At 39.9% G+C, this 19,133-nt stretch carries 14 protein-coding genes; 9 read left to right on the top strand and 5 right to left on the bottom strand.

From position 1 onward, the window contains the following. Window positions 1–30: 30 nt before the first annotated feature. From atpD to M992_RS03075, 8 genes are all read left to right on the top strand, one after another. Entirely contained in the window at window positions 31–1,413 is a 1,383-nt protein-coding gene (gene atpD, locus M992_RS03110; protein WP_047254864.1) for a F0F1 ATP synthase subunit beta, read from the top strand. Between the two features lie 21 nt (window positions 1,414–1,434). Continuing rightward, on the top strand, window positions 1,435–1,860 hold the full coding sequence (locus M992_RS03105; protein ID WP_053907275.1) for a F0F1 ATP synthase subunit epsilon: 426 nt from the start codon (window positions 1,435–1,437) through the stop codon (window positions 1,858–1,860). Between the two features lie 127 nt (window positions 1,861–1,987). After that, window positions 1,988–3,361, top strand: coding sequence for a bifunctional UDP-N-acetylglucosamine diphosphorylase/glucosamine-1-phosphate N-acetyltransferase GlmU (gene glmU, locus M992_RS03100; protein WP_047254862.1), 1,374 nt, complete (start codon window positions 1,988–1,990; stop codon window positions 3,359–3,361). Between the two features lie 171 nt (window positions 3,362–3,532). After that, entirely contained in the window at window positions 3,533–5,365 is a 1,833-nt protein-coding gene (gene glmS / locus M992_RS03095; RefSeq protein ID WP_047254861.1) for a glutamine--fructose-6-phosphate transaminase (isomerizing), read from the top strand. Window positions 5,366–5,755: 390 nt separating this feature from the next. Next, a complete protein-coding gene (locus M992_RS03090; protein WP_047254860.1) occupies window positions 5,756–6,019 on the top strand; it encodes a YjbD family protein in 264 nt (87 codons plus the stop codon). A gap of 580 nt (window positions 6,020–6,599) precedes the next feature. Beyond that, window positions 6,600–7,268, top strand: coding sequence for a CsgG/HfaB family protein (locus M992_RS03085; RefSeq protein WP_047254859.1), 669 nt, complete (start codon window positions 6,600–6,602; stop codon window positions 7,266–7,268). A 14-nt stretch (window positions 7,269–7,282) separates the two neighbouring features. Beyond that, entirely contained in the window at window positions 7,283–7,642 is a 360-nt protein-coding gene (locus tag M992_RS03080; protein ID WP_053907290.1) for a DUF4810 domain-containing protein, read from the top strand. Next, on the top strand, window positions 7,639–8,295 hold the full coding sequence (locus tag M992_RS03075) for a DUF799 domain-containing protein (protein WP_053907274.1): 657 nt from the start codon (window positions 7,639–7,641) through the stop codon (window positions 8,293–8,295). The genes M992_RS03080 and M992_RS03075 overlap by 4 nt, the downstream gene beginning before the upstream one ends. Window positions 8,296–8,409: 114 nt before the next feature. On the opposite strand, the gene M992_RS03070 is transcribed toward M992_RS03075, so the two are convergent. The 5 genes from M992_RS03070 to nagK all read right to left on the bottom strand — a co-directional run bounded on the left by M992_RS03070 (window position 8,410) and on the right by nagK (window position 18,279). Further along, the gene (locus M992_RS03070; protein ID WP_174721762.1) at window positions 8,410–9,000 is read right to left on the bottom strand and encodes a rhomboid family intramembrane serine protease; all 591 of its coding nucleotides are present in this window, start codon (window positions 8,998–9,000) and stop codon (window positions 8,410–8,412) included. 10 nt (window positions 9,001–9,010) lie between these two features. Continuing rightward, window positions 9,011–13,951 (bottom strand): DNA repair ATPase, encoded by a 4,941-nt coding sequence (locus M992_RS03065; protein WP_053907273.1) that lies wholly within the window; start codon window positions 13,949–13,951, stop codon window positions 9,011–9,013. A 97-nt stretch (window positions 13,952–14,048) separates the two neighbouring features. After that, window positions 14,049–16,253, bottom strand: coding sequence for a hypothetical protein (locus M992_RS03060; protein WP_053907272.1), 2,205 nt, complete (start codon window positions 16,251–16,253; stop codon window positions 14,049–14,051). Between the two features lie 127 nt (window positions 16,254–16,380). After that, on the bottom strand, window positions 16,381–17,031 hold the full coding sequence (locus tag M992_RS03055) for an OB-fold-containig protein (protein WP_053907271.1): 651 nt from the start codon (window positions 17,029–17,031) through the stop codon (window positions 16,381–16,383). A gap of 336 nt (window positions 17,032–17,367) precedes the next feature. Further along, complete coding sequence (gene nagK / locus M992_RS03050; protein WP_053907270.1) at window positions 17,368–18,279, bottom strand: N-acetylglucosamine kinase; 912 nt, start codon at window positions 18,277–18,279, stop codon at window positions 17,368–17,370. Between the two features lie 443 nt (window positions 18,280–18,722). Here nagK and ykgO point away from each other — a divergent pair, with 443 nt between their 5' ends. Further along, entirely contained in the window at window positions 18,723–18,863 is a 141-nt protein-coding gene (ykgO, locus tag M992_RS03045) for a type B 50S ribosomal protein L36 (protein WP_053907288.1), read from the top strand. Window positions 18,864–19,133 lie beyond the last annotated feature (270 nt).

Raw genomic sequence — 19,133 nt, 5'->3', positions numbered from 1 at the left:
TAGGTTTACGAATTACGTAGAGGATTCAAGATGGCTACTGGAAAGATTATCCAGGTAATCGGCGCCGTTGTGGACGTCGAATTTCCTCAGGATGCCGTACCAAAAGTGTACGATGCTCTTGAGGTTCTTAACGGTAAAGAAAAATTGGTGCTGGAAGTTCAGCAACAATTAGGCGGTGGTGTTGTTCGTTGTATCGCAATGGGTACATCAGATGGTTTAAGCCGCGGTTTAGAAGTTAAAAATACAGATCATCCGATCGAAGTTCCTGTCGGTGTTAAAACGCTTGGCCGTATCATGAACGTGCTGGGTGACCCAATCGACATGAAAGGTGATATCGGCGAAGAAGAACGCTGGTCAATTCACCGCGCAGCACCAAGCTATGAAGATCTGGCTAACTCAACAGAACTTCTAGAAACAGGTATCAAAGTTATGGACCTGATTTGCCCATTCGCTAAAGGGGGTAAAGTGGGTCTGTTCGGTGGTGCGGGTGTCGGTAAAACAGTTAACATGATGGAGCTTATTCGTAATATCGCGATTGAGCACTCAGGTTATTCTGTATTCGCGGGTGTTGGTGAACGTACTCGTGAAGGTAACGATTTCTACCATGAAATGACAGACTCAAACGTTCTGGATAAAGTTTCATTGGTTTATGGCCAGATGAATGAGCCACCAGGAAACCGTCTGCGTGTTGCTCTGACTGGTCTGACTATGGCAGAGAAATTCCGTGACGAAGGTCGTGACGTACTGTTATTCGTAGATAATATTTATCGTTATACCTTAGCAGGGACAGAAGTATCTGCACTGCTGGGTCGTATGCCTTCAGCGGTGGGTTATCAGCCAACGCTGGCGGAAGAGATGGGTGTTCTGCAAGAACGTATCACCTCGACTAAGACCGGCTCTATCACTTCCGTACAGGCCGTTTACGTCCCTGCGGATGACTTGACTGACCCGTCACCAGCAACGACCTTTGCTCACTTAGATGCAACAGTGGTTTTGAGCCGTCAAATCGCATCTCTGGGTATTTACCCTGCGGTTGACCCACTGGATTCCACCAGTCGTCAGCTTGACCCACTCATCGTTGGTCAAGAGCACTATGATGTTGCTCGTAGCGTGCAGTCTATTCTGCAACGTTATCAAGAACTGAAAGACATCATTGCTATCCTGGGTATGGATGAATTATCTGAAGAAGATAAGCTAGTTGTTGCGCGTGCCCGTAAGATCCAGCGCTTCCTGTCTCAGCCGTTCTTCGTTGCAGAAGTATTCACCGGTTCACCAGGTAAGTTCGTCTCCCTGAAAGACACTATTCGTGGCTTTAAAGGTATTCTGAACGGTGACTATGACCACCTGCCAGAACAAGCGTTCTACATGGTTGGTACCATCGAAGAAGCCGTAGAAAAAGCTAAGAAGCTTTAATTCGGCTGAAGAGAGGTTGATATGGTAGCAGAAGCAAAACTCCATCTGACTGTGGTTAGTGCTGAAAAAAAGATGTTTGAAGGCGCTATTCAAAAAGTACAGGTGACCGGTAGTGAAGGTGAGTTAGGAATTTATCCTCAACACACCCCATTATTGACTGCCATAAAACCGGGCATGGTACGCATTACTAAAGAATCTGGCGATGAAGAGCTAATTTACCTCTCTGGCGGTATTTTAGAAGTTCAACCTGATGTAGTTATCGTACTGGCTGATACTGCTATCCGCGGTAAAGATTTAGATGAAGCGCGTGCGCTGGAATCTAAACGTAGAGCGGAAGAGCATATTAGTAAAGCTCACGGCGACGTGGACTATGCTCAGGCATCAGCAGAATTAGCGAAAGCTATTGCTAAACTTCGTGTTATTGAATTAACAAGAAAGCTGATGTAATAAAAGCAGCATGATGAAAGCCAGTTAGTCTAAAAACTAACTGGCTTTTTTATTTGTACGAAATATGTAGTAATTTATAGCAGAAATAGGTTTACTTTCATCTTCTCGTTGGAGTTTCAGGATTATTATGACTGTGCAAAGAAAAAGTGTTGTTATTCTTGCTGCGGGTAAAGGTACTCGGATGTATTCTAACTTACCGAAAGTACTGCATTTACTCGCGGGAAAACCAATGGTTCAGCATGTGGTTGATACAGCTAAATCACTCGGCGCCTCAAATATCCATTTAGTGTATGGCCATGGCGGTGATTTACTGAAAGAAAAACTCGGTGAACAAGATTTCAATTGGGTTTTACAGGCAGAACAGCTCGGTACGGGTCATGCAATGCAGCAGGCGGCTCCTCATTTTGATGATAATGAAGATATTATCATGTTATATGGTGATGTTCCGTTAATTGCAAAAAGTACTCTTGAACGATTGATTCAGGTTAAACCTGAAGGTGGTATTGGCTTATTAACTGTGATTTTAGATAATCCGACCGGTTATGGGCGTATCGTACGCGAAAATGGTCAAGTTGTTGGTATTATCGAACAGAAAGATGCCACCGAAGAGCAACGTAAAATTACCGAAATTAATACCGGTATTATGGTCGCTAGTGGTAAAGACTTTAAACGTTGGTTAGCGCAATTAAATAATGATAATGCGCAAGGTGAATATTATATTACCGACATTATCGCCTTAGCACACCAAGAAGGTAACAAAATTGAGACCGTTCAGCCGAGTCACCTCAGTGAGATGGAAGGCGTAAATAATCGGTTACAACTAGCCGCATTAGAGCGTATCTACCAGCAAGAACAAGCTGAAAAGTTATTGCTGGCAGGAGTTATGTTAATCGATCCTGCGCGTTTCGATCTGCGAGGAACGTTGGCTCATGGTCGCGATGTTATTATTGATACCAATGTGATTATTGAAGGCAATGTTACTTTAGGCAATAACGTTCATATCCAAACCGGCTGTGTTTTGAAAAACTGTACTATTGGCGATAATTCAGTGATCAGCCCATATACGGTAATTGAAAATTCCGAATTATCGACCGAATGTACGGTTGGACCGTTTGCTCGTTTGCGTCCGGGAGCTAAATTAGCTAAAAAAGCCCATGTCGGTAATTTTGTTGAATTGAAAAACGTTAAATTAGGCGAAGGTTCTAAAGCTGGCCATCTAACCTATCTTGGTGACGCGGATATCGGTAGCGATGTAAATATCGGTGCGGGAACCATCACTTGTAATTATGATGGCGCCAATAAATTTAAAACGATTATTGGTAATGATGTTTTTGTCGGCTCTGATACCCAACTAGTTGCCCCAGTCTCGATTGCTGATGGCGTGACTATCGGCGCCGGTACTACCGTGACTCGTGATGTAACCGAAGCTGGCTTAGTGGTTAGCCGCGTAAAACAAATGCATATTAAGCACTGGGATCGCCCAGTAAAAAATAAAAAATAGACCTTAAAATTTGAGGGGATACTGTCCCCTTATTGTTCCAATGTTGTGGTAGCAAAATAGATCAATAATAAACCCCACTCTCTACAAGACTCGGGGAACGGCAAATAGCCGAATAGCAATCAGGCAGCGACACGATATAAGAGCTAAGCTCTTAAATTAGGAATAAACAAGATGTGTGGAATTGTTGGTGCAGTAGCGCAGCGTGATATCGCTGAAATTCTGATCGAAGGGCTTCGTCGTTTAGAATACCGTGGTTATGATTCTGCCGGTTTGGCAGTGGTTGATAGTGAATGCCATCTCACGCGTCTGCGTGAAGTGGGTAAAGTCCAAATGTTGGCAGAAGAAGCTGAAAAACAAGCTGTTGTTGGCGGCACGGGGATAGCACATACTCGTTGGGCAACACATGGTGTTCCTAGCGAACGCAATGCGCATCCGCATACTTCGGGCTATATTGCGGTTGTTCACAACGGTATTATTGAAAACTATCAAGAACTAAAACAACAATTACAAGCACAAGGCTATGTTTTTAGCTCTGAAACAGATACTGAAGTAATTGCCCATTTAGTGCATCAAGAACAACAAAAAGGCGGTAGCTTATTAGAGGTTGTTCAACGCGTTATCCCTCAATTACGCGGTGCATATGGCACGGTAATTATGGATAGCCGAGCGCCTGAATTATTAGTTGCTGCTCGCTCTGGTAGCCCGTTAGTGATTGGTCTGGGTATGGGAGAAAACTTCCTGGCTTCAGATCAGTTAGCGCTATTGCCTGTTACTCGTCGTTTTATTTATCTTGAAGAAGGTGATATTGCTGAAGTAACTCGTCGCTCAGTACATATTTATGATAAATCTGGCAATCCAGTAGAGCGCGAACAAATTGAATCTAGTGTGCAGTATGATGCCGGTGATAAAGGCCTTTATCGTCATTATATGCAAAAAGAAATTTATGAGCAGCCATTGGCTATCAAAAATACGTTAGCAGGACGTTTTGGTCAGAATAATCAAATTGATTTAAGTGAACTAGGCCCAAAAGCGAATGATATTTTATCGCAAGTTGAGCATATTCAAATTGTGGCTTGCGGAACTTCATATAATGCCGGCATGGTGGCTCGTTATTGGTTTGAATCTTTAGCGGGTATTCCTTGTGATGTTGAAATTGCTTCAGAATATCGTTATCGCAAACCAGCGCCACGTAAAGGCAGCTTGATGATTACTTTATCTCAATCTGGCGAAACAGCTGATACCTTAGCTGCATTACGCTTATCTAAAGAGTTAGGTTATCTCTCTTCATTAGTGATTTGTAATGTTGCTGGCTCGTCATTAGTGCGTGAATCTGACTTTGCATTGATGACTAAAGCTGGGGTTGAAATTGGTGTCGCATCAACTAAAGCATTTACCACGCAATTGACGGTATTATTAATGCTGGTGGCATATATGGGGCGCTTAAAAGGCGCAGCTCCGGAGATAGAGCAAAATATTGCCAATGCATTACATGCCTTACCTGCACGTATTGAGAGTATGTTATCGCAAGATAAAGTGATTGAAGCGTTAGCGGAGGATTTTTCTGATAAGCATCATGCCTTATTCTTAGGCCGTGGCGATCAATACCCTATTGCCGTTGAAGGCGCATTAAAGCTGAAAGAAATTTCTTATATTCACGCTGAAGCTTATGCGGCTGGGGAGTTAAAACACGGACCATTAGCACTGATTGATGCTGATATGCCGGTTATTATTGTTGCGCCAAACAATGAATTATTGGAAAAACTCAAATCCAATATTGAAGAGGTACGCGCACGCGGCGGCTTATTGTATGTGTTTGCCGATCAAGATGCCGGCTTTGTTGATTGCGATAATATGAAAATCGTTCCATTACCGCATGTTGAAGAGCTAATCGCACCTATTTTCTATACCGTACCGTTACAGTTGTTGTCGTACCATGTGGCTTTGATTAAAGGCACTGATGTTGATCAACCGCGTAATTTAGCTAAATCTGTTACGGTGGAATAATTCACCGTTATAGAGGATCATTATTTGGTTTAGAAAGTATAGACCCAGCGCTGAAATTCAGTGGCTGGGTTTTTCATTTCTTATCCCTATCAATTTATTATCTCCATCAATCGAATTTTTATGTCAAAATTTAGAGGGTTATCGTCTAGCCCGGTCATATTATTTTTGCTGTTATTTCACTAATATGATTAATTAAACAGACTTTTTATACTCCTTTATGTTATTAAATAGTCTGTTAATAACTTACAATCGTATTATAAATGGTTTTATTTAGCTCATTTATAATCAGTTTGTAGCAACTCATCGTCATTAGGAAACAAGTCTATGGCCTTGGTATCAGCCAATCTTAGGCTGGTGGCTCATCATCTTAACGCTACGATAGGGGACTAAATGAAAAAATTAACACTGAAAGATATGACCGCGGCGCAGCAAATGCGAGTCAAAACACGCTTAGGTCAAGAACGTAAAAAACTTGGCCGAGAGTTAACCAATGCGGAGCTAAATAAAGCCAAAGATCAGATAATCAGCGAGATCTCTAAAGAAATCGAACAGGCCGCTAATAAAATAAAAGCACAGAAAAGAAAAGATAAATTATCACCAAGCGACGAGACTTTTAACTGGTCAGCAAAAAATCATAGCCGTGGATTTCGTTAATGTTCTAGATGGTGATCTCGCATAGCAGGGAGTAAAAATAGATAAGTAGTAAATATTTTTCTAACTTATTGCTGACGTAGAAAATTGCTGGGACGATTTGTCTCGGCTTCTTTTTGCTCGTTATCGAGAAGTTGAGTGAAAAATAGAATCATTTTTAAATAAATATTGTAGGCGTCCAAGTAAATAATGATTCTAGATATCTATACGTAGCTCAAGCTATATTCAAAATAATAGAATTAATTAAATTTATTATTTAATTAATTATTTATTAATTATTATTTATATTTAACTTCAATGTAGCTTAAACATTCTTATTATTAAATTATCCTATTTATTGTATGCGTTTTTATAAATAAGTTGTTTTTTTGGTTGTTTCATTTTATTTTTTATTTTTATTTATGATATAACAGATATCACCTTGGTTGTTTGGTTTAAATTAGATTTAAATATAAAAAAAGGGTTTTATCTTATCGGTTTCATTTTTCTTTTTGATAAAATAAATACTATTTATTTTTTGATATCGCTTTAAAATACGCATTCTTTAGTTATAAATAATCTTATAAATTCAAAGGTATTTTCGATGAAAAAAATAGCTATTATTACGGCTATAGTTATGCCAATTTTACTTAATGGTTGTGCTACTGAATCATCTCGTTCATTAGAAGTGGCTAAGGTGAATTCATATAAAACGCAATATCAGGGTGAGCGTAGTCCGATATCAGTTGGTAAATTTGATAATCGCTCAAGCTTTATGAATGGCGTCTTTTCTGATGGTGTTGATCGCTTAGGTAATCAATCTAAGACTATCCTCGTGACTCATTTACAGCAAACTGGACGTTTCAACGTATTAGATCGTACTAATATGAATGAGTTACAGCAAGAAGCTAAAATTAAAGGCCAAGCACAGCAATTAAAAGGTGCCTCTTATGTTGTGACTGGTGATGTGACTGAATTTGGCCGTAAAGAAGTCGGTGACCATCAATTATTTGGTATTTTAGGTCGAGGTAAAAAACAAATTGCTTACGCTAAAGTTAATTTAAATATTGTGAATGTAAATACGTCAGAAGTAGTTTATTCCTCACAAGGCGCTGGAGAATATGAGCTGTCTAATCGTGAGATTATCGGTTTTGGTGGAACCGCAAGTTATGACTCTACATTAAATGGAAAAGTATTAGATTTGGCTATTCGCGAAGCCGTTAATAATCTTGTTGATGGCATTGAATCAGGGGCTTGGAAACCCACTAAATAAAAATGGATATTTTAATGCATAAAACAATAAAGGTTAGTTTAATTCTTTTAGCTATCTTATTAAGCGGTTGTGCTCAATCACCTAAGCCGCTTTATCATTGGGATGGTTATCAGAATTCTATTTATCAATACTACCAGCAAACAGAATCTTCACCGCAAGAACAGATTATTGTATTACAGAAAAATATTGAGCAAGCAAAGGCTCAAAATGTGGCAGTTGCTCCCGGATTACATGCACATTTAGGTTTATTGTATGTCAATGTAGGTCAAATTGATTTGGCTTATTCCGAGTTTAATTTGGAGAAATCACTTTACCCAGAATCAACGAAATACATGGATTTTCTTTTAAGTAATAATAAAGGAATAAAAAAATGAAATCGTTTTTTGTCTTATGCGGTATGCTAACTGTATTACTGTTGACTGGGTGTACTCAACCAAAACAATATGATTATTCTGCATTTAAACAGAGTAAACCTAAAAGTATTTTGGTGCTATTGCCGCAGAATGAAACGCCAGAAGTGATGGCTAGCTACGGTTTTATGTCACAAGTGACATTGCCGTTAGCGGAATCTGGTTATTATGTTTTTCCTGTCGCCGTGGTAGAAGAAACATTTAAACAAAATGGCTTAACCTCTGCTCTAGATATTAACTCGGTTAGTTTAGAAAAGTTAAATCAAATATTTGGCGCTGATGCCGTACTTTATTTAAATGTAAAACAATACGGTACTTCGTATCAAATTATTATGAGCGATACGCGTGTAACGGTGGGTGCTAAGCTTGTTGATGCGCACAGTGGTGATATTTTATGGAGTGGCGGTGCTACAGCATCGAATACTGAAAATAATTCATCGTCCGGTGGGATTATTGGCATGTTAGTGTCAGCAGTAGTGACCCAAATTAGTGACAGCATTACGGATAAAAGCCATCAAATAGCTGGAATTACCAGTGGACGCTTATTATTTGCTGGTCACCCAAATGGCATTTTATACGGGCCGCGTTCACCTAAATTTGGTAAAGATGCACAGTAAAATGGTTTAATTAACTTTTAATTAGTGCGTTATTATTAGCGATTGAAAACTGAGCCAGAATATTAATGATGTGATCTTGATGTATCAATAATGTAATTCAATGGCTCAGTTTTTTTATGCGGCGTTAGTGTTTTTTCTACCGATTGCTTTTTTACGTAATATCCAGCCATATAAAACGCCGGCGATTGCGCCTGATAAGTGCGAACTAGTCGATATATATTGCTGCCCAGGCAGTAGGCCGCTCGCCATACCACCAAAATAAATTAAAACTATCACGGCAATAATAATATCGATTTTATTACGGCGCAGCACGCCTTGCGTCAGAAGTAGTGCCCATAGCCCGAAGATCCATCCACTTGCTCCGATATGAATAGCCGAGCTACCAAATAACCAAACCAGTAAGCCGCCCATAATAATGATAAACAGCGAGGCGTAAATAAATTGCCTAATCGATTGATACAGCAATAAACCGCTCATAATAAGTAACGGTGGTAAATTGCTGAAGAGATGCCCCCAACTGCCGTGAATAAATGGAGCACAAAAAATACCAATTAATCCATGACTTGAGCGCGGAACAAGCCCAAAATAGAGCAACCCTCCGGCAGTGAGACTATTTATCAGCTGTAATAAGATTAATAGTAGCGCTAAACCCAATAAAAATAACAGTCGCTGTTTTAGCCATATCTTTATTGAGTTTAGTTTCATTTATCTCACTCTAATTTATTTTTAATGATTGAACGCTTTCGACTAAATCCGCTAATTGCGCAACCATTCGGTTACCAACATCGCTATTATCGCCGCCTAAATTTTTATTGCGCATAAAGTCACGTTTAATTTGAGCCCAGCGTAAAGCGTCTTTTTCACTGAGTGTACCGCGGATTTCAGCTAATTTAAGCAGATTTTCTTCTGCTCCTGTCGTCAATAATTGGGCTTCCCCGAGATAATGATCATCTAATAAACGGTTAAGCTCGTTGTTATCCATCACTGAGGATATTTTTTCACTCAGTTTATTCATATTACGATAGCTGCCTTGTAATTTGAACGGTGGTTCTGTTCGGTATTTATCAGACTGTGCGGCGCTAGCAATATATTGTTGATTAACTTTTAATACGACATCACGTAGGCTGGCAATTCGTTGAATGACGGCTACAATTTCACTGATTTCAGCATCTGAATACGGATAACTTAGTGAGTTGGTAGAAACCGATTTACCCATGGCTTTATCAACAAAGAGATACAAATCATTCATATCGCGTAAAGCTAATGGTGCCAGAATCGCATTCGAGGTTAAACTGTTTTCAATATAGCTCAATGCAAAGGCTTCATCCATACCGCCAAGCACTTCGCCTAAATTGTAGATATCTGCGCGGTTGGCTAACATATCTGGAATTTTGAATAGCTCGCCAGATTCGGTATATGGGTTACCTGCCATTACCACACAGAATTTTTTGCCGCGCAGATCGTAGGTTTTGGTTTGACCTTTCCAAACCCCCTCAATACGTCGTGTACCATCACATAATGAAATAAATTTTTGCAGAAATTCTGGGTGAGTGTGTTGAATATCATCGATATATAACATCACATTATTACCCATTTCTAAGGCCAAATTGAGTTTTTCTAGTTCTTGTTTGGCCGTTGCATTTGGCGCTTGTTCTGGATCGAGCGAAAGAACATTATGCCCTAATGCGGGCGCATTTATTTTCATAAATATCAACCCTAGCCGATCGGCGACATATTCCATTAAAGTGGTTTTTCCGTAGCCAGGGGGCGAGATCATCAATAATAACCCCATCAAATCGGTACGCTTAGTTTCGCCGAGAGCACCAATCTGTTTGGCCATATTGTCGCCGATAATGGGCAGATAAACATCATTTATCAGCTTATTGCGTACAAAAGAACTTAATGGCTGAGCTTTAAACTCATGCAGTCTAATACGCTGCCGCTCTGTAGTGAGTACCTGTTGGCGTAGCTCTTGGTATTGGCGGAAGGCCGGTATAAATTGTTTGCGTTGTTCTCGCATACGGCTGAAATAATTATCCAGACTTAGATGCAGCGTAGTATTATCGATAAGCGGATGTTCCCCCAGCAGACCTGAAACTTTAAAATAGAGGTCTACTTCACTATAACGGGCGGTTGCTGTTTTTTCTAACATGAGTACCGCAATTGCGCCCGGAATATAAGGTGCCAGATGGGAATATTCAGCCCGAGAACATAATCCTTGTAACCAATTTTGAATTAATGCCCAGCGCTGTGCATGGCGTTGAGTTAAGTTTTGTTGTGAGCGATTGAAATCAATCCACATATGGGCTTTTTCAAGTTCTATTTGCAGCGATTCGACCAATTCGCGAGCATATTTGCTGTAACTGAATTCTATTGGCGTACGTGCTAATGCCAAACTTAAATACTCTGCGGCTTCCGTTTGTTGATGGTTTGCACTAGGAATAGGATGCTGCTCTAAGAACAAGCTAATATCTGCCTCAATTTCGGCCTGTAAATCATTTAAAGCTTCATCGTTATGGAATAATTGTCGAATATTGATTGAGGTTCTGGCTCGCTCTGGCCACAATGCTGGCTGTTCTTCATGCTGTTTTTGTTGCCAAAATAAGGTCGCAATGGCTCGTGCTGTCGGATTAAAGCGCAGTAAATCTGCATTTTGGGCCACAGGAATTAATTGTTTCAGAATCGCGATAGCATCGTGATCGTGAATGCCTTTTTCGTAACCTTCTTTATATCGAGGCGCAGCAAAATCGCGTACGGTTTTAGCCAATTTTTCTGGCTGGGTTAGTTCAGCCGTGAGTTGTTCAATGCTTAAACCATCTTGCCGTTTGCTAGCTGCATAAATAATTGAATAGGCAAGGTATTCAGCACGATATACTGTTGCTGATTCTGATTCTAACGACACGCTCCAATAAGGCTGCAATTTTTCCAGTTCGGGGCTAATAATCGGTTCTTGATAATCAGTGCCGGTTAAATAGAGCCATAACTGATTATCTTTAGGCAAAATAGTCAGGTCTGGCTGTTGGGTATTTACGCTAAATCTATGGCGAGGCCCAAGGCGAATAATATTACCATTATCTTCAAAAATATCAGTTTTATCTCGCAGACTACGAATGGCTTGATCACGTGCAGATTTAAGGCGCGCATCAATATCATCAGCTTTTACGTTATCTTTTAGCTCGCGTAATTTTTCGATGATCTCTCGAGTTTTTAAACTCAGAGGATCAGAGGCAAAGAAAGCATTAAGCTCATCTAATGACTGTAAGCGAGATGTCCGGCGCAAGAGGCTTTCAAGTAATCTGTCTGCGGCAGTTTGTAGATTTTGTGATTTTCTTTGGCGCTCATCTAATAGCGTTTGTTTGTGAGATTCAAAGGTTTCGAGTAGTTCTTCACGCTTTGCTAGAATATTGTCTAAAAACTCATCATGCGCACTAAATTGACTTTCCAGTTCTTCGAGCTGAATGAGTAAACGTGATAGCTGATCATCACAATATTCAGGGGTGGAAGCGAGCGCTAACGCATTAGTGATCCCTTGGCTAAATAGTCTAAATTGCGCAGCGAATTGAGCAACAGATTCAACCGCGCCTTGTTGTTTACGTTTTTGTTGTAGGCGTGCTCGCGTTTGGTTTAATTTAGCGTAAATTTCAGAAATAGCTTCGATAATTTGCGTTTGTTGTGTGGCATCTTCAAATTTAAGTGAGGCCATTAAATTAGACAGCATATCGAGATCCGCTGACATTTGTTCAATACCAGACATTGGTATTTCGAGCTGAGCACTATTTGTGGCTTTTTGTGTTTGTTCTTCAAGACGCTGTAATTGCTTGATCAGTGGTTGTAAAGCTTTTTCACTGGCTAAAAAATCGGCGGTAGCTTGAGAGATAAGCTGTTGAGTAACAGCGATTTCTTGCTCCATGCTTTCTAACTGAGAGAGATCCATATAGCGGAGCTCTCTCAAGGAGATTAAATGTCCCCGTTGTGTATTAAGTTGATTTAAGCTATCGACAAATTGCTGAATATCTGACCAACTGTCCGGGACCATTAAGGTGAGCAGCGATTTTTGGCGACTCGTGGCTTGATTAAGGGCTTTGATCGATTGACGACGAATACTTTCAACTTTTTCGTATTCATCCAGAACCCGTTCACTGGTTTGCGCGATATCTTTGAGTAATTCCCCAAGATTTAAGCTTTGGGCATCGTTAAGCCAATAGTAAATATCGATTAGACGTCGAGGCTGTTGGCTGAGTTGCTCATAACGCGCCGCTGAAATTTGTTGGCCTTCAATTTCTTTGGCGATATGCAGGACATCAGAAATACCGCGCACTAAATCTGCATTACCGATTCGGCCTAAAAAACTGTTTCGTGGCGGTTGTTGATCGGCGTATTCATCTGAATAGAATGGCGTTTGCCATACTTGCATTGGGTGTACACGGGTTGGTTCTTCACTTTGTCCTTCGAACAGCACCATTTTGCCATCTTCCAACATGGCATAGCCGTGACCGAGTAGTGGAATATTTAGCTTTCGCTCAATTAAATTATAATTGAAGAGTGCGATACGTCCTTGATTGGGTGAATAAAACACATATAAAACGTCTTCCCCATTGGGGGAACGGCGAGTACGCCGAAAGCGCATACCTTCCATCGGCTGCTCGAAGGTTTTGTATTCGCCACTTTGCAAATAATAACCGCCGGGAAAAATAATACCGTGATCTTCTGGTAGTTGAACGCAGGCCTGACCAATTGCGTCTATTCGCTGTACCGATTGGGTTATGATGTTATACACGAGGTAACGCCAGTTATCTTCGCGGTATGGTAGAATTTTCAGTAAAATCAGAGTGCCTGTTTGTGCATATTCTATTTGGGCATCATCAAGAGACTGATTTTTGTCGAGTACCGCTTCACGATAAATACCTAACCCATCTTCGGTATTATTTTCACATTTAATTGTGAGGTCACCGCCAATTGTTTCAACAAATACCGTATCGAGAATATTGATATGTGGATAGCGACCATTAACGGTATTTTCTCGCGTAGTTTTATACCATTCAAAATCATAGGCGGGGGGCAGGGCAATATCACGTTCACCACGATTATCTAAATAGCTAATCGTTTTTTTATCGCTAGAAATTGACCAACGAAAAACGCGTACATCGGTGAGACGTTCACCAATTTGAAAACTGGCTAATAATTTTCCATCACGTTCAACGAGTTGTAATAATTGAGTATTTTTATAATAGGTATATAGCTCGGTAAAATCCTGTACAAAGCTGGGAATATTTAAAAAGGTTTCTTCTAGCGGTACGGATTCAACATCAAATTCCCCTTGTTGTTCGACTAAGCGATACAGGGAAAATACATCTTCAACTTGAGTTTCTTTTTTTAGGCCGAGAAAAACATTATAGCCAAACAGTAACCATTCACCGACTCTGACAATATCTCTTGCTTGGCAATTATTCTCACTGCGAATACGAATACGGCCAATGATATCCATTTGACTGTGGCCAAATTCTTCCAGACGCAGATCATTCAGTTCGATTGCTCGCTGGCTTAGTTGTTGTCCTTGGTCAGTCAGGCGCTTACGCAGTATTTCATAGGCTCCGCCTTCTGCTACAGCGCTATCGAGCAATTCCTGTTGATGTTCTGTTTGCTGTTTGTCTGACATGATGCGATACATTTCCTTGGCTTAATGTATACCCGAATCTCTCCGGCAGGCTATTTCTGCTTCTGCCGGAGATAGTGAGAATGGCAAAAAAGAGCCACTAAATATCGTCGCTAGATTTCTCTGGCTTATTAGGTTGGACCGGCTTAGGTAGCGTATTTTTGGCGTTATTGGCCGCCATAAATTGGGTAACTAACTCTTGAACTTCAGGATTTTGCAGTAAAGCGGCAATATCGACAGATTGACTGTCTTTTTTATAATTGAGCAGTTTTTCAACGCTTTCTTTGGCATAACTGCTTTTATCCATAAATCCATCAACCGCTTTGCCCAAGCTGAGAGCTTTTGAGAAAGTATTAAAGAAGCTACCGTCGCCGCCGACGATATCGATGTTAGTTTTTGCCAGTGCAGCTGCGAGTACATCCGCTTGTTCTCGCGCGATTTCTTTATTGGCAGCAATTGAAGCCATTGACTGCTCAAATTCTTTTTCAAGGCGCATACGGAATTCTTCATGCGCGCGAGCAGTATCGCTAAGATGATCCATTGATTTGAATTTATCGGTTAACCCATCCGCTTCGGCTTTCAGACGTTGGCGAATAACTTCCGCTTGTGCTGCGCCTAATTGACCTTCACCGCGTGCTTGCGCGGCCAACTTTTCTTCCATGATTTTAGCATCTGCTAAACCTAATTTTTCTTTAGCATTGGCCTGTTGTTCTTCGCCTCGTGCTTGGGCTGACAGCTTTTCTTCCAGCACTTTGGCTTCAGCAAATCCTTGTTTTTGCTCTGCTGCTGCTTTGGCTTCTTGAACTTGGGCTTCAGTCATGCCTTTTTCTTTTAAACCGCGAGCTTCAGCCAGCAGTTTCTCGGCGGTAATATTGGCTTGTACTAGCCCTTCTTTTTCTTCTGCTTCGGCTGTCGCTTGGCGTACTCTTGCTTCGGCTAATCCTAAGGCCGCATGTTCTGCTTCAATCCCTTCAGCGAGACGTTTTTTGGATTCAGCCTGTTTGGCAGAGGCTTCTAATTCAGCTTGTGCCATGGTACTGATTTCTTCAGCTTTATGTTTAGCGCTGGCCTCATCAGCTTCGGCTTTTTTAACTTGGCGAACCATTGATTCTTCAGCTTCGGCTTGCGCATTGATTACCGTGACTTGGCGTAATCTATCGGCTTCCGACACTTCGCGTACTTCTTTAATCCGTTCTTCTTCTTGGGCGACTGTTTTTTCTACGACTACACGTTCGCGGATCACACTGGCAATGTTTTTACGTTCTTCTTCTAACGCTTTTTCTTTTTCTATCCGCTGCAATTCAACTTCGCGTTCACGGGCGACAATTTCGAGCTCACGAGCGCGGGTAACGCGTTCTTCTTCAATCGTGACGGCGCGAGTTCTATTTTGCTGGGCAACTTCTACTTCGCGCATTCTATTTTCTTCGCGGATTTCAATTTCTTGCTGAGTCTGAATGCGTGCTTGTTCTGATTTTAAGCGCTCTTCCTCTTGAACTCGCAGCGTTTCTGCTTGTTCACGGGAACGAATATTATCAATTTCTCGTTTTTGCCGAGCTTCTGCATCTGCTTGTTGGCGCTCTAATGCTAAGCTAGCTTCGCGGGTTTCAACGTTTTTCTTCTGAATAGCCAGTTCTTGGTCGCGTTCTTTCTGGTTGGTTTCAATATTATGAATCGCCGTAATTTCGGTGATTTTTCGAATACCCTCAGAGTCAAAAATATTGTTTGGATCGAGTGCAGATTTAGGCGTTTGTTCTAAATAGTCAATCGCCACATCCTCGAGCGCATAACCATTTAAATCTTTACCAATCACATCGACAATGCGGTCGCGGAAATTTTGTCGATCTTCAAATAACTTGGATAATTCGAATTGCTTACCGACAGTTTTCAGCGCTTCTGAAAATTTTGCGCTAAATAAGGTGCTAACAGCTTGATGGTCTGAGGCTCGTTCAACGCCGATAGCTTTTGCTACTTTTAAGACATCTTCGGTGGTTTCATTAACTCGTAGATAAAATGCCACAGTAATATCCGCTCGCAGATTATCATGACAAATTAATCCATCTTTACCACGGCGATCCACTTCTAAGGTTAGCAAAGAGATCCGCATGAATTCTTTTTTGTAAATTACTGGGTAAACGAGTGCGCCGGTGAAATGGACTTTAGGCTGCGATGACATATCGTTCACAATTAACGCAGTCCCTTGAGGGACTTTAATATAAAAAGCTTTGAATAAGGCAAAAAAGCCGATGATCACCAGTATAATCACCCCGATAATCGTAAAAAATGGCATTAAATTAGCCAGTTCCATAGTTGTTTCTCCATGAGGTCAGTAGCAATAGGCATTGTCTTTGGGGTAAAGCTAAATTAATAAACTGAATAGCTGCATATAAAACCATACTGCCAAGAGAGCAATTTACTGCAGTATGGCAAGGTAATTAGTGCGAAAATTCCGCTTCGGTGACGACCTGATAACTATGGGTTACTGGATCATAGCTAATAATAACTACTCGTGTGCCACGTTGAATATTGTCGGAGGATGATGCCCTTATTTGTAAGATTAATCCTGCACCACCGTCTTCCATTATGGCTTCTCCGCGGCTTTCATTAACTTGTCCTGAACGAACAATAGCTATTTTCCCTATTAAGTCATTAACACTTTTATGATGGGTATTTTTGATTAATTTATTCCGAATAGGTTTGAGACAAATAGCGGTTAACTGAAGAGAAATAAATGCAGTAATCAATAAAACGATGAAACCCACTAAATAACGTAAAAAGATAATATCAATATGACGAACAAACCAATGAACACTAAAATAACTGAGCAACCAGCCAAATAAGGTAAATAAGGTTAAAATAATAGTAATGGGGATCCCTGCTAATCCGAGTTTAGTCAACCAGCCTGCAAACCCAGTGGTATCAATTCCGTGGCTAGCATCGATAGAATAATCTGCTGCATCAAGGTGGAAAAGGTCAATATCGAGAAGGCCAACAGCGGCACATAGCCAATAAAAAATAACAATAATGAGTAGTCCGCTAAATATAATGCTAGGGAAGGTTAAACAATTTTGCAAAAATAAAGCCATGGACTCTCTCTCGAGTAGATGCATTAAATTTTCAAGGTGATTAGACTTTAAATTATATTACTATTTAGTGATAGTTTTTTATCGGACTAATCTCTAAATAGTAATATATTCTATTGTTTTTATTATAAATGGCATATCAAGATTTATTAAATCGAGTATTTAAGTCAATTATTTAAATTAAATACAATTAATGAGAGTTAAATAGTAAAAAGAATAAATATATAAATTAGTTAGGGGAAATATTTATTGGATTAAGAACGGAAAATTAATGGCGCCGGAAGAAAATAAAAATTTAATCGACGCAGAATGTTCAGTGACATTCTGCGTCGATTTGTGTTATCCGCCTAATTGAAGAAACGCAGCACCACGGGAGCCGCCAGAATCTCCATGTCGAGCTTTTTCAATAGCCGGTAATTCAGCGATGCTGTATAAATGCCGAGGCAATATTTCAGGTAATAAGCGATAAATTTCATCAAACTGAGATAATCCACCGCCAATCACTAATAAATCGGGATCAAAAATGGTCACGATATTACCTAGATACATGGCGAGCACATTCATATAACGTTCAACATGCAAAATGGCGTCTTGCTCACCTTGATGATAATGCTGGATGATATCAACCGCAGATATATTTTCTCCGGTATATGAAAAATAGAGGCGTTCAAAACCTGGGCCAGATAAATAGGTTTCAAAACAGCCTATTTTTCCACAACCACAGACAATTTGTGGTACTCGATCACCTAATATTTTATTCGCTTCTAAGGTGAGATTCATATGACCGATTTCACCGGCAATACCATTTTTACCGGATAATACTTTGCCATTAATGACAAAGCCGCCACCCACACCCGTACCAAGAATTAAACCTAATACGGTAGGGTATTGAATAAACTCTTTATCCCAAGCTTCGGATAACGCGAAGCAATTAGCATCATTTTCAACTTTTACTGGGCGACCCAGTTTTTCGGTTAAGTCTTTAATTAATGGTTTATATTGAGCGGCAGGAACATTAGTAGTAAATACAGTTCCTTGTTGGTGATTGACTATCCCAGGCACACCTACGCCAATTTTACCCTGACAATTAAATAGGGCATCGGCTTCATCAGTGAGTGTTTTAAAGATATTTAATAGTAATTGATAGTCTTCTTTTGGCGTAGGTAGACGTTTTTGCCAAATTTGATTCAGGTCGTTGTCAAAAACAGCAAGTTCTATTTTGGTGCCACCCATATCGAAACCATAATACATAACAATCTCTTTTTTAGTTACCTGGGATACATTGTCAGGTATCGTTGGGTTAGATTTATCCAAACAATACAGCACCTGACAGCCATTAATTTATTATGACATAATTCGCCGAACTTTTGAGCATCTATAGATATGTTTTTTAAGTCGGATTACTATTTATTTTAAATAATACATTTTTATTTGTAGTTACACTTATTAATATTTTCCCGCCTGTAAATATGTATTGGTTATTTAATCGATAAAAGTTACACAATTATTATATTAACGGCTATAACGTTTTATTTTAACGGTATTGGGTACCGTAAAAATTATGTAGGCTATTTTTATATTGTGATATTCCCAGTGTAGATATTTCTGATATGGATATTCCCAAGATCATTATGTTATGTTATAACATAATGACATCGGCAGCTTCATTTATGGGAAATAAAAACAGGTCAATTATGAAGGTATTAACATCATTAAAAAGCGCTAAAACCCGTCATCCAGATTGTCAGATTGTTCGTCGTCGAGGACGTGTTTATGTTATCTGCAAAACTAATCCGCGCTTTAAAGCGGTGCAAGGAGGAAAAAATAAATCTTAATTTTTGTTATTTATTATTCATCCTAAGCTCGTTACATGGTTAGCTCTGTTATTAAATTCTTATGTTATTAATCTGTTGAATTAAAACTATGTAATCAAGATTGCAGTAATATGTTACTGCAATCTCTATTTCCTCTGCATTATTAGCGTTATTACTAATCTTACCGCTGATAGTGATTAAATTTGCTTGCACTCTGATTAATATTTTGTCAGCTTAAATGAATTCTCTGTACTTTACGTTCCCGGGATATTGCTGCAATTAATGGTTTAG

Origin of the sequence: Moellerella wisconsensis ATCC 35017 (assembly GCF_001294465.1) — a bacterium.
In the GTDB taxonomy this organism is placed as follows: domain Bacteria; phylum Pseudomonadota; class Gammaproteobacteria; order Enterobacterales; family Enterobacteriaceae; genus Moellerella; species Moellerella wisconsensis.
This window is presented reverse-complemented; position numbering and strand designations above follow the sequence as displayed.

Coding starts and splice junctions, on each gene's coding strand:
- M992_RS03090 (WP_047254860.1), top strand. CDS start 5,756: ATGAAAAAATTAACACTGAAAGATATGACCGCGGCGCAGCAAATGCGA.
- glmS (WP_047254861.1), top strand. CDS start 3,533: ATGTGTGGAATTGTTGGTGCAGTAGCGCAGCGTGATATCGCTGAAATT.
- M992_RS03055 (WP_053907271.1), bottom strand. CDS start 17,031: ATGGCTTTATTTTTGCAAAATTGTTTAACCTTCCCTAGCATTATATTT.
- M992_RS03065 (WP_053907273.1), bottom strand. CDS start 13,951: ATGTCAGACAAACAGCAAACAGAACATCAACAGGAATTGCTCGATAGC.
- glmU (WP_047254862.1), top strand. CDS start 1,988: ATGACTGTGCAAAGAAAAAGTGTTGTTATTCTTGCTGCGGGTAAAGGT.
- M992_RS03105 (WP_053907275.1), top strand. CDS start 1,435: ATGGTAGCAGAAGCAAAACTCCATCTGACTGTGGTTAGTGCTGAAAAA.
- M992_RS03070 (WP_174721762.1), bottom strand. CDS start 9,000: ATGAAACTAAACTCAATAAAGATATGGCTAAAACAGCGACTGTTATTT.
- nagK (WP_053907270.1), bottom strand. CDS start 18,279: ATGTATTATGGTTTCGATATGGGTGGCACCAAAATAGAACTTGCTGTT.
- M992_RS03080 (WP_053907290.1), top strand. CDS start 7,283: ATGCATAAAACAATAAAGGTTAGTTTAATTCTTTTAGCTATCTTATTA.
- ykgO (WP_053907288.1), top strand. CDS start 18,723: ATGAAGGTATTAACATCATTAAAAAGCGCTAAAACCCGTCATCCAGAT.
- M992_RS03060 (WP_053907272.1), bottom strand. CDS start 16,253: ATGGAACTGGCTAATTTAATGCCATTTTTTACGATTATCGGGGTGATT.
- atpD (WP_047254864.1), top strand. CDS start 31: ATGGCTACTGGAAAGATTATCCAGGTAATCGGCGCCGTTGTGGACGTC.
- M992_RS03075 (WP_053907274.1), top strand. CDS start 7,639: ATGAAATCGTTTTTTGTCTTATGCGGTATGCTAACTGTATTACTGTTG.
- M992_RS03085 (WP_047254859.1), top strand. CDS start 6,600: ATGAAAAAAATAGCTATTATTACGGCTATAGTTATGCCAATTTTACTT.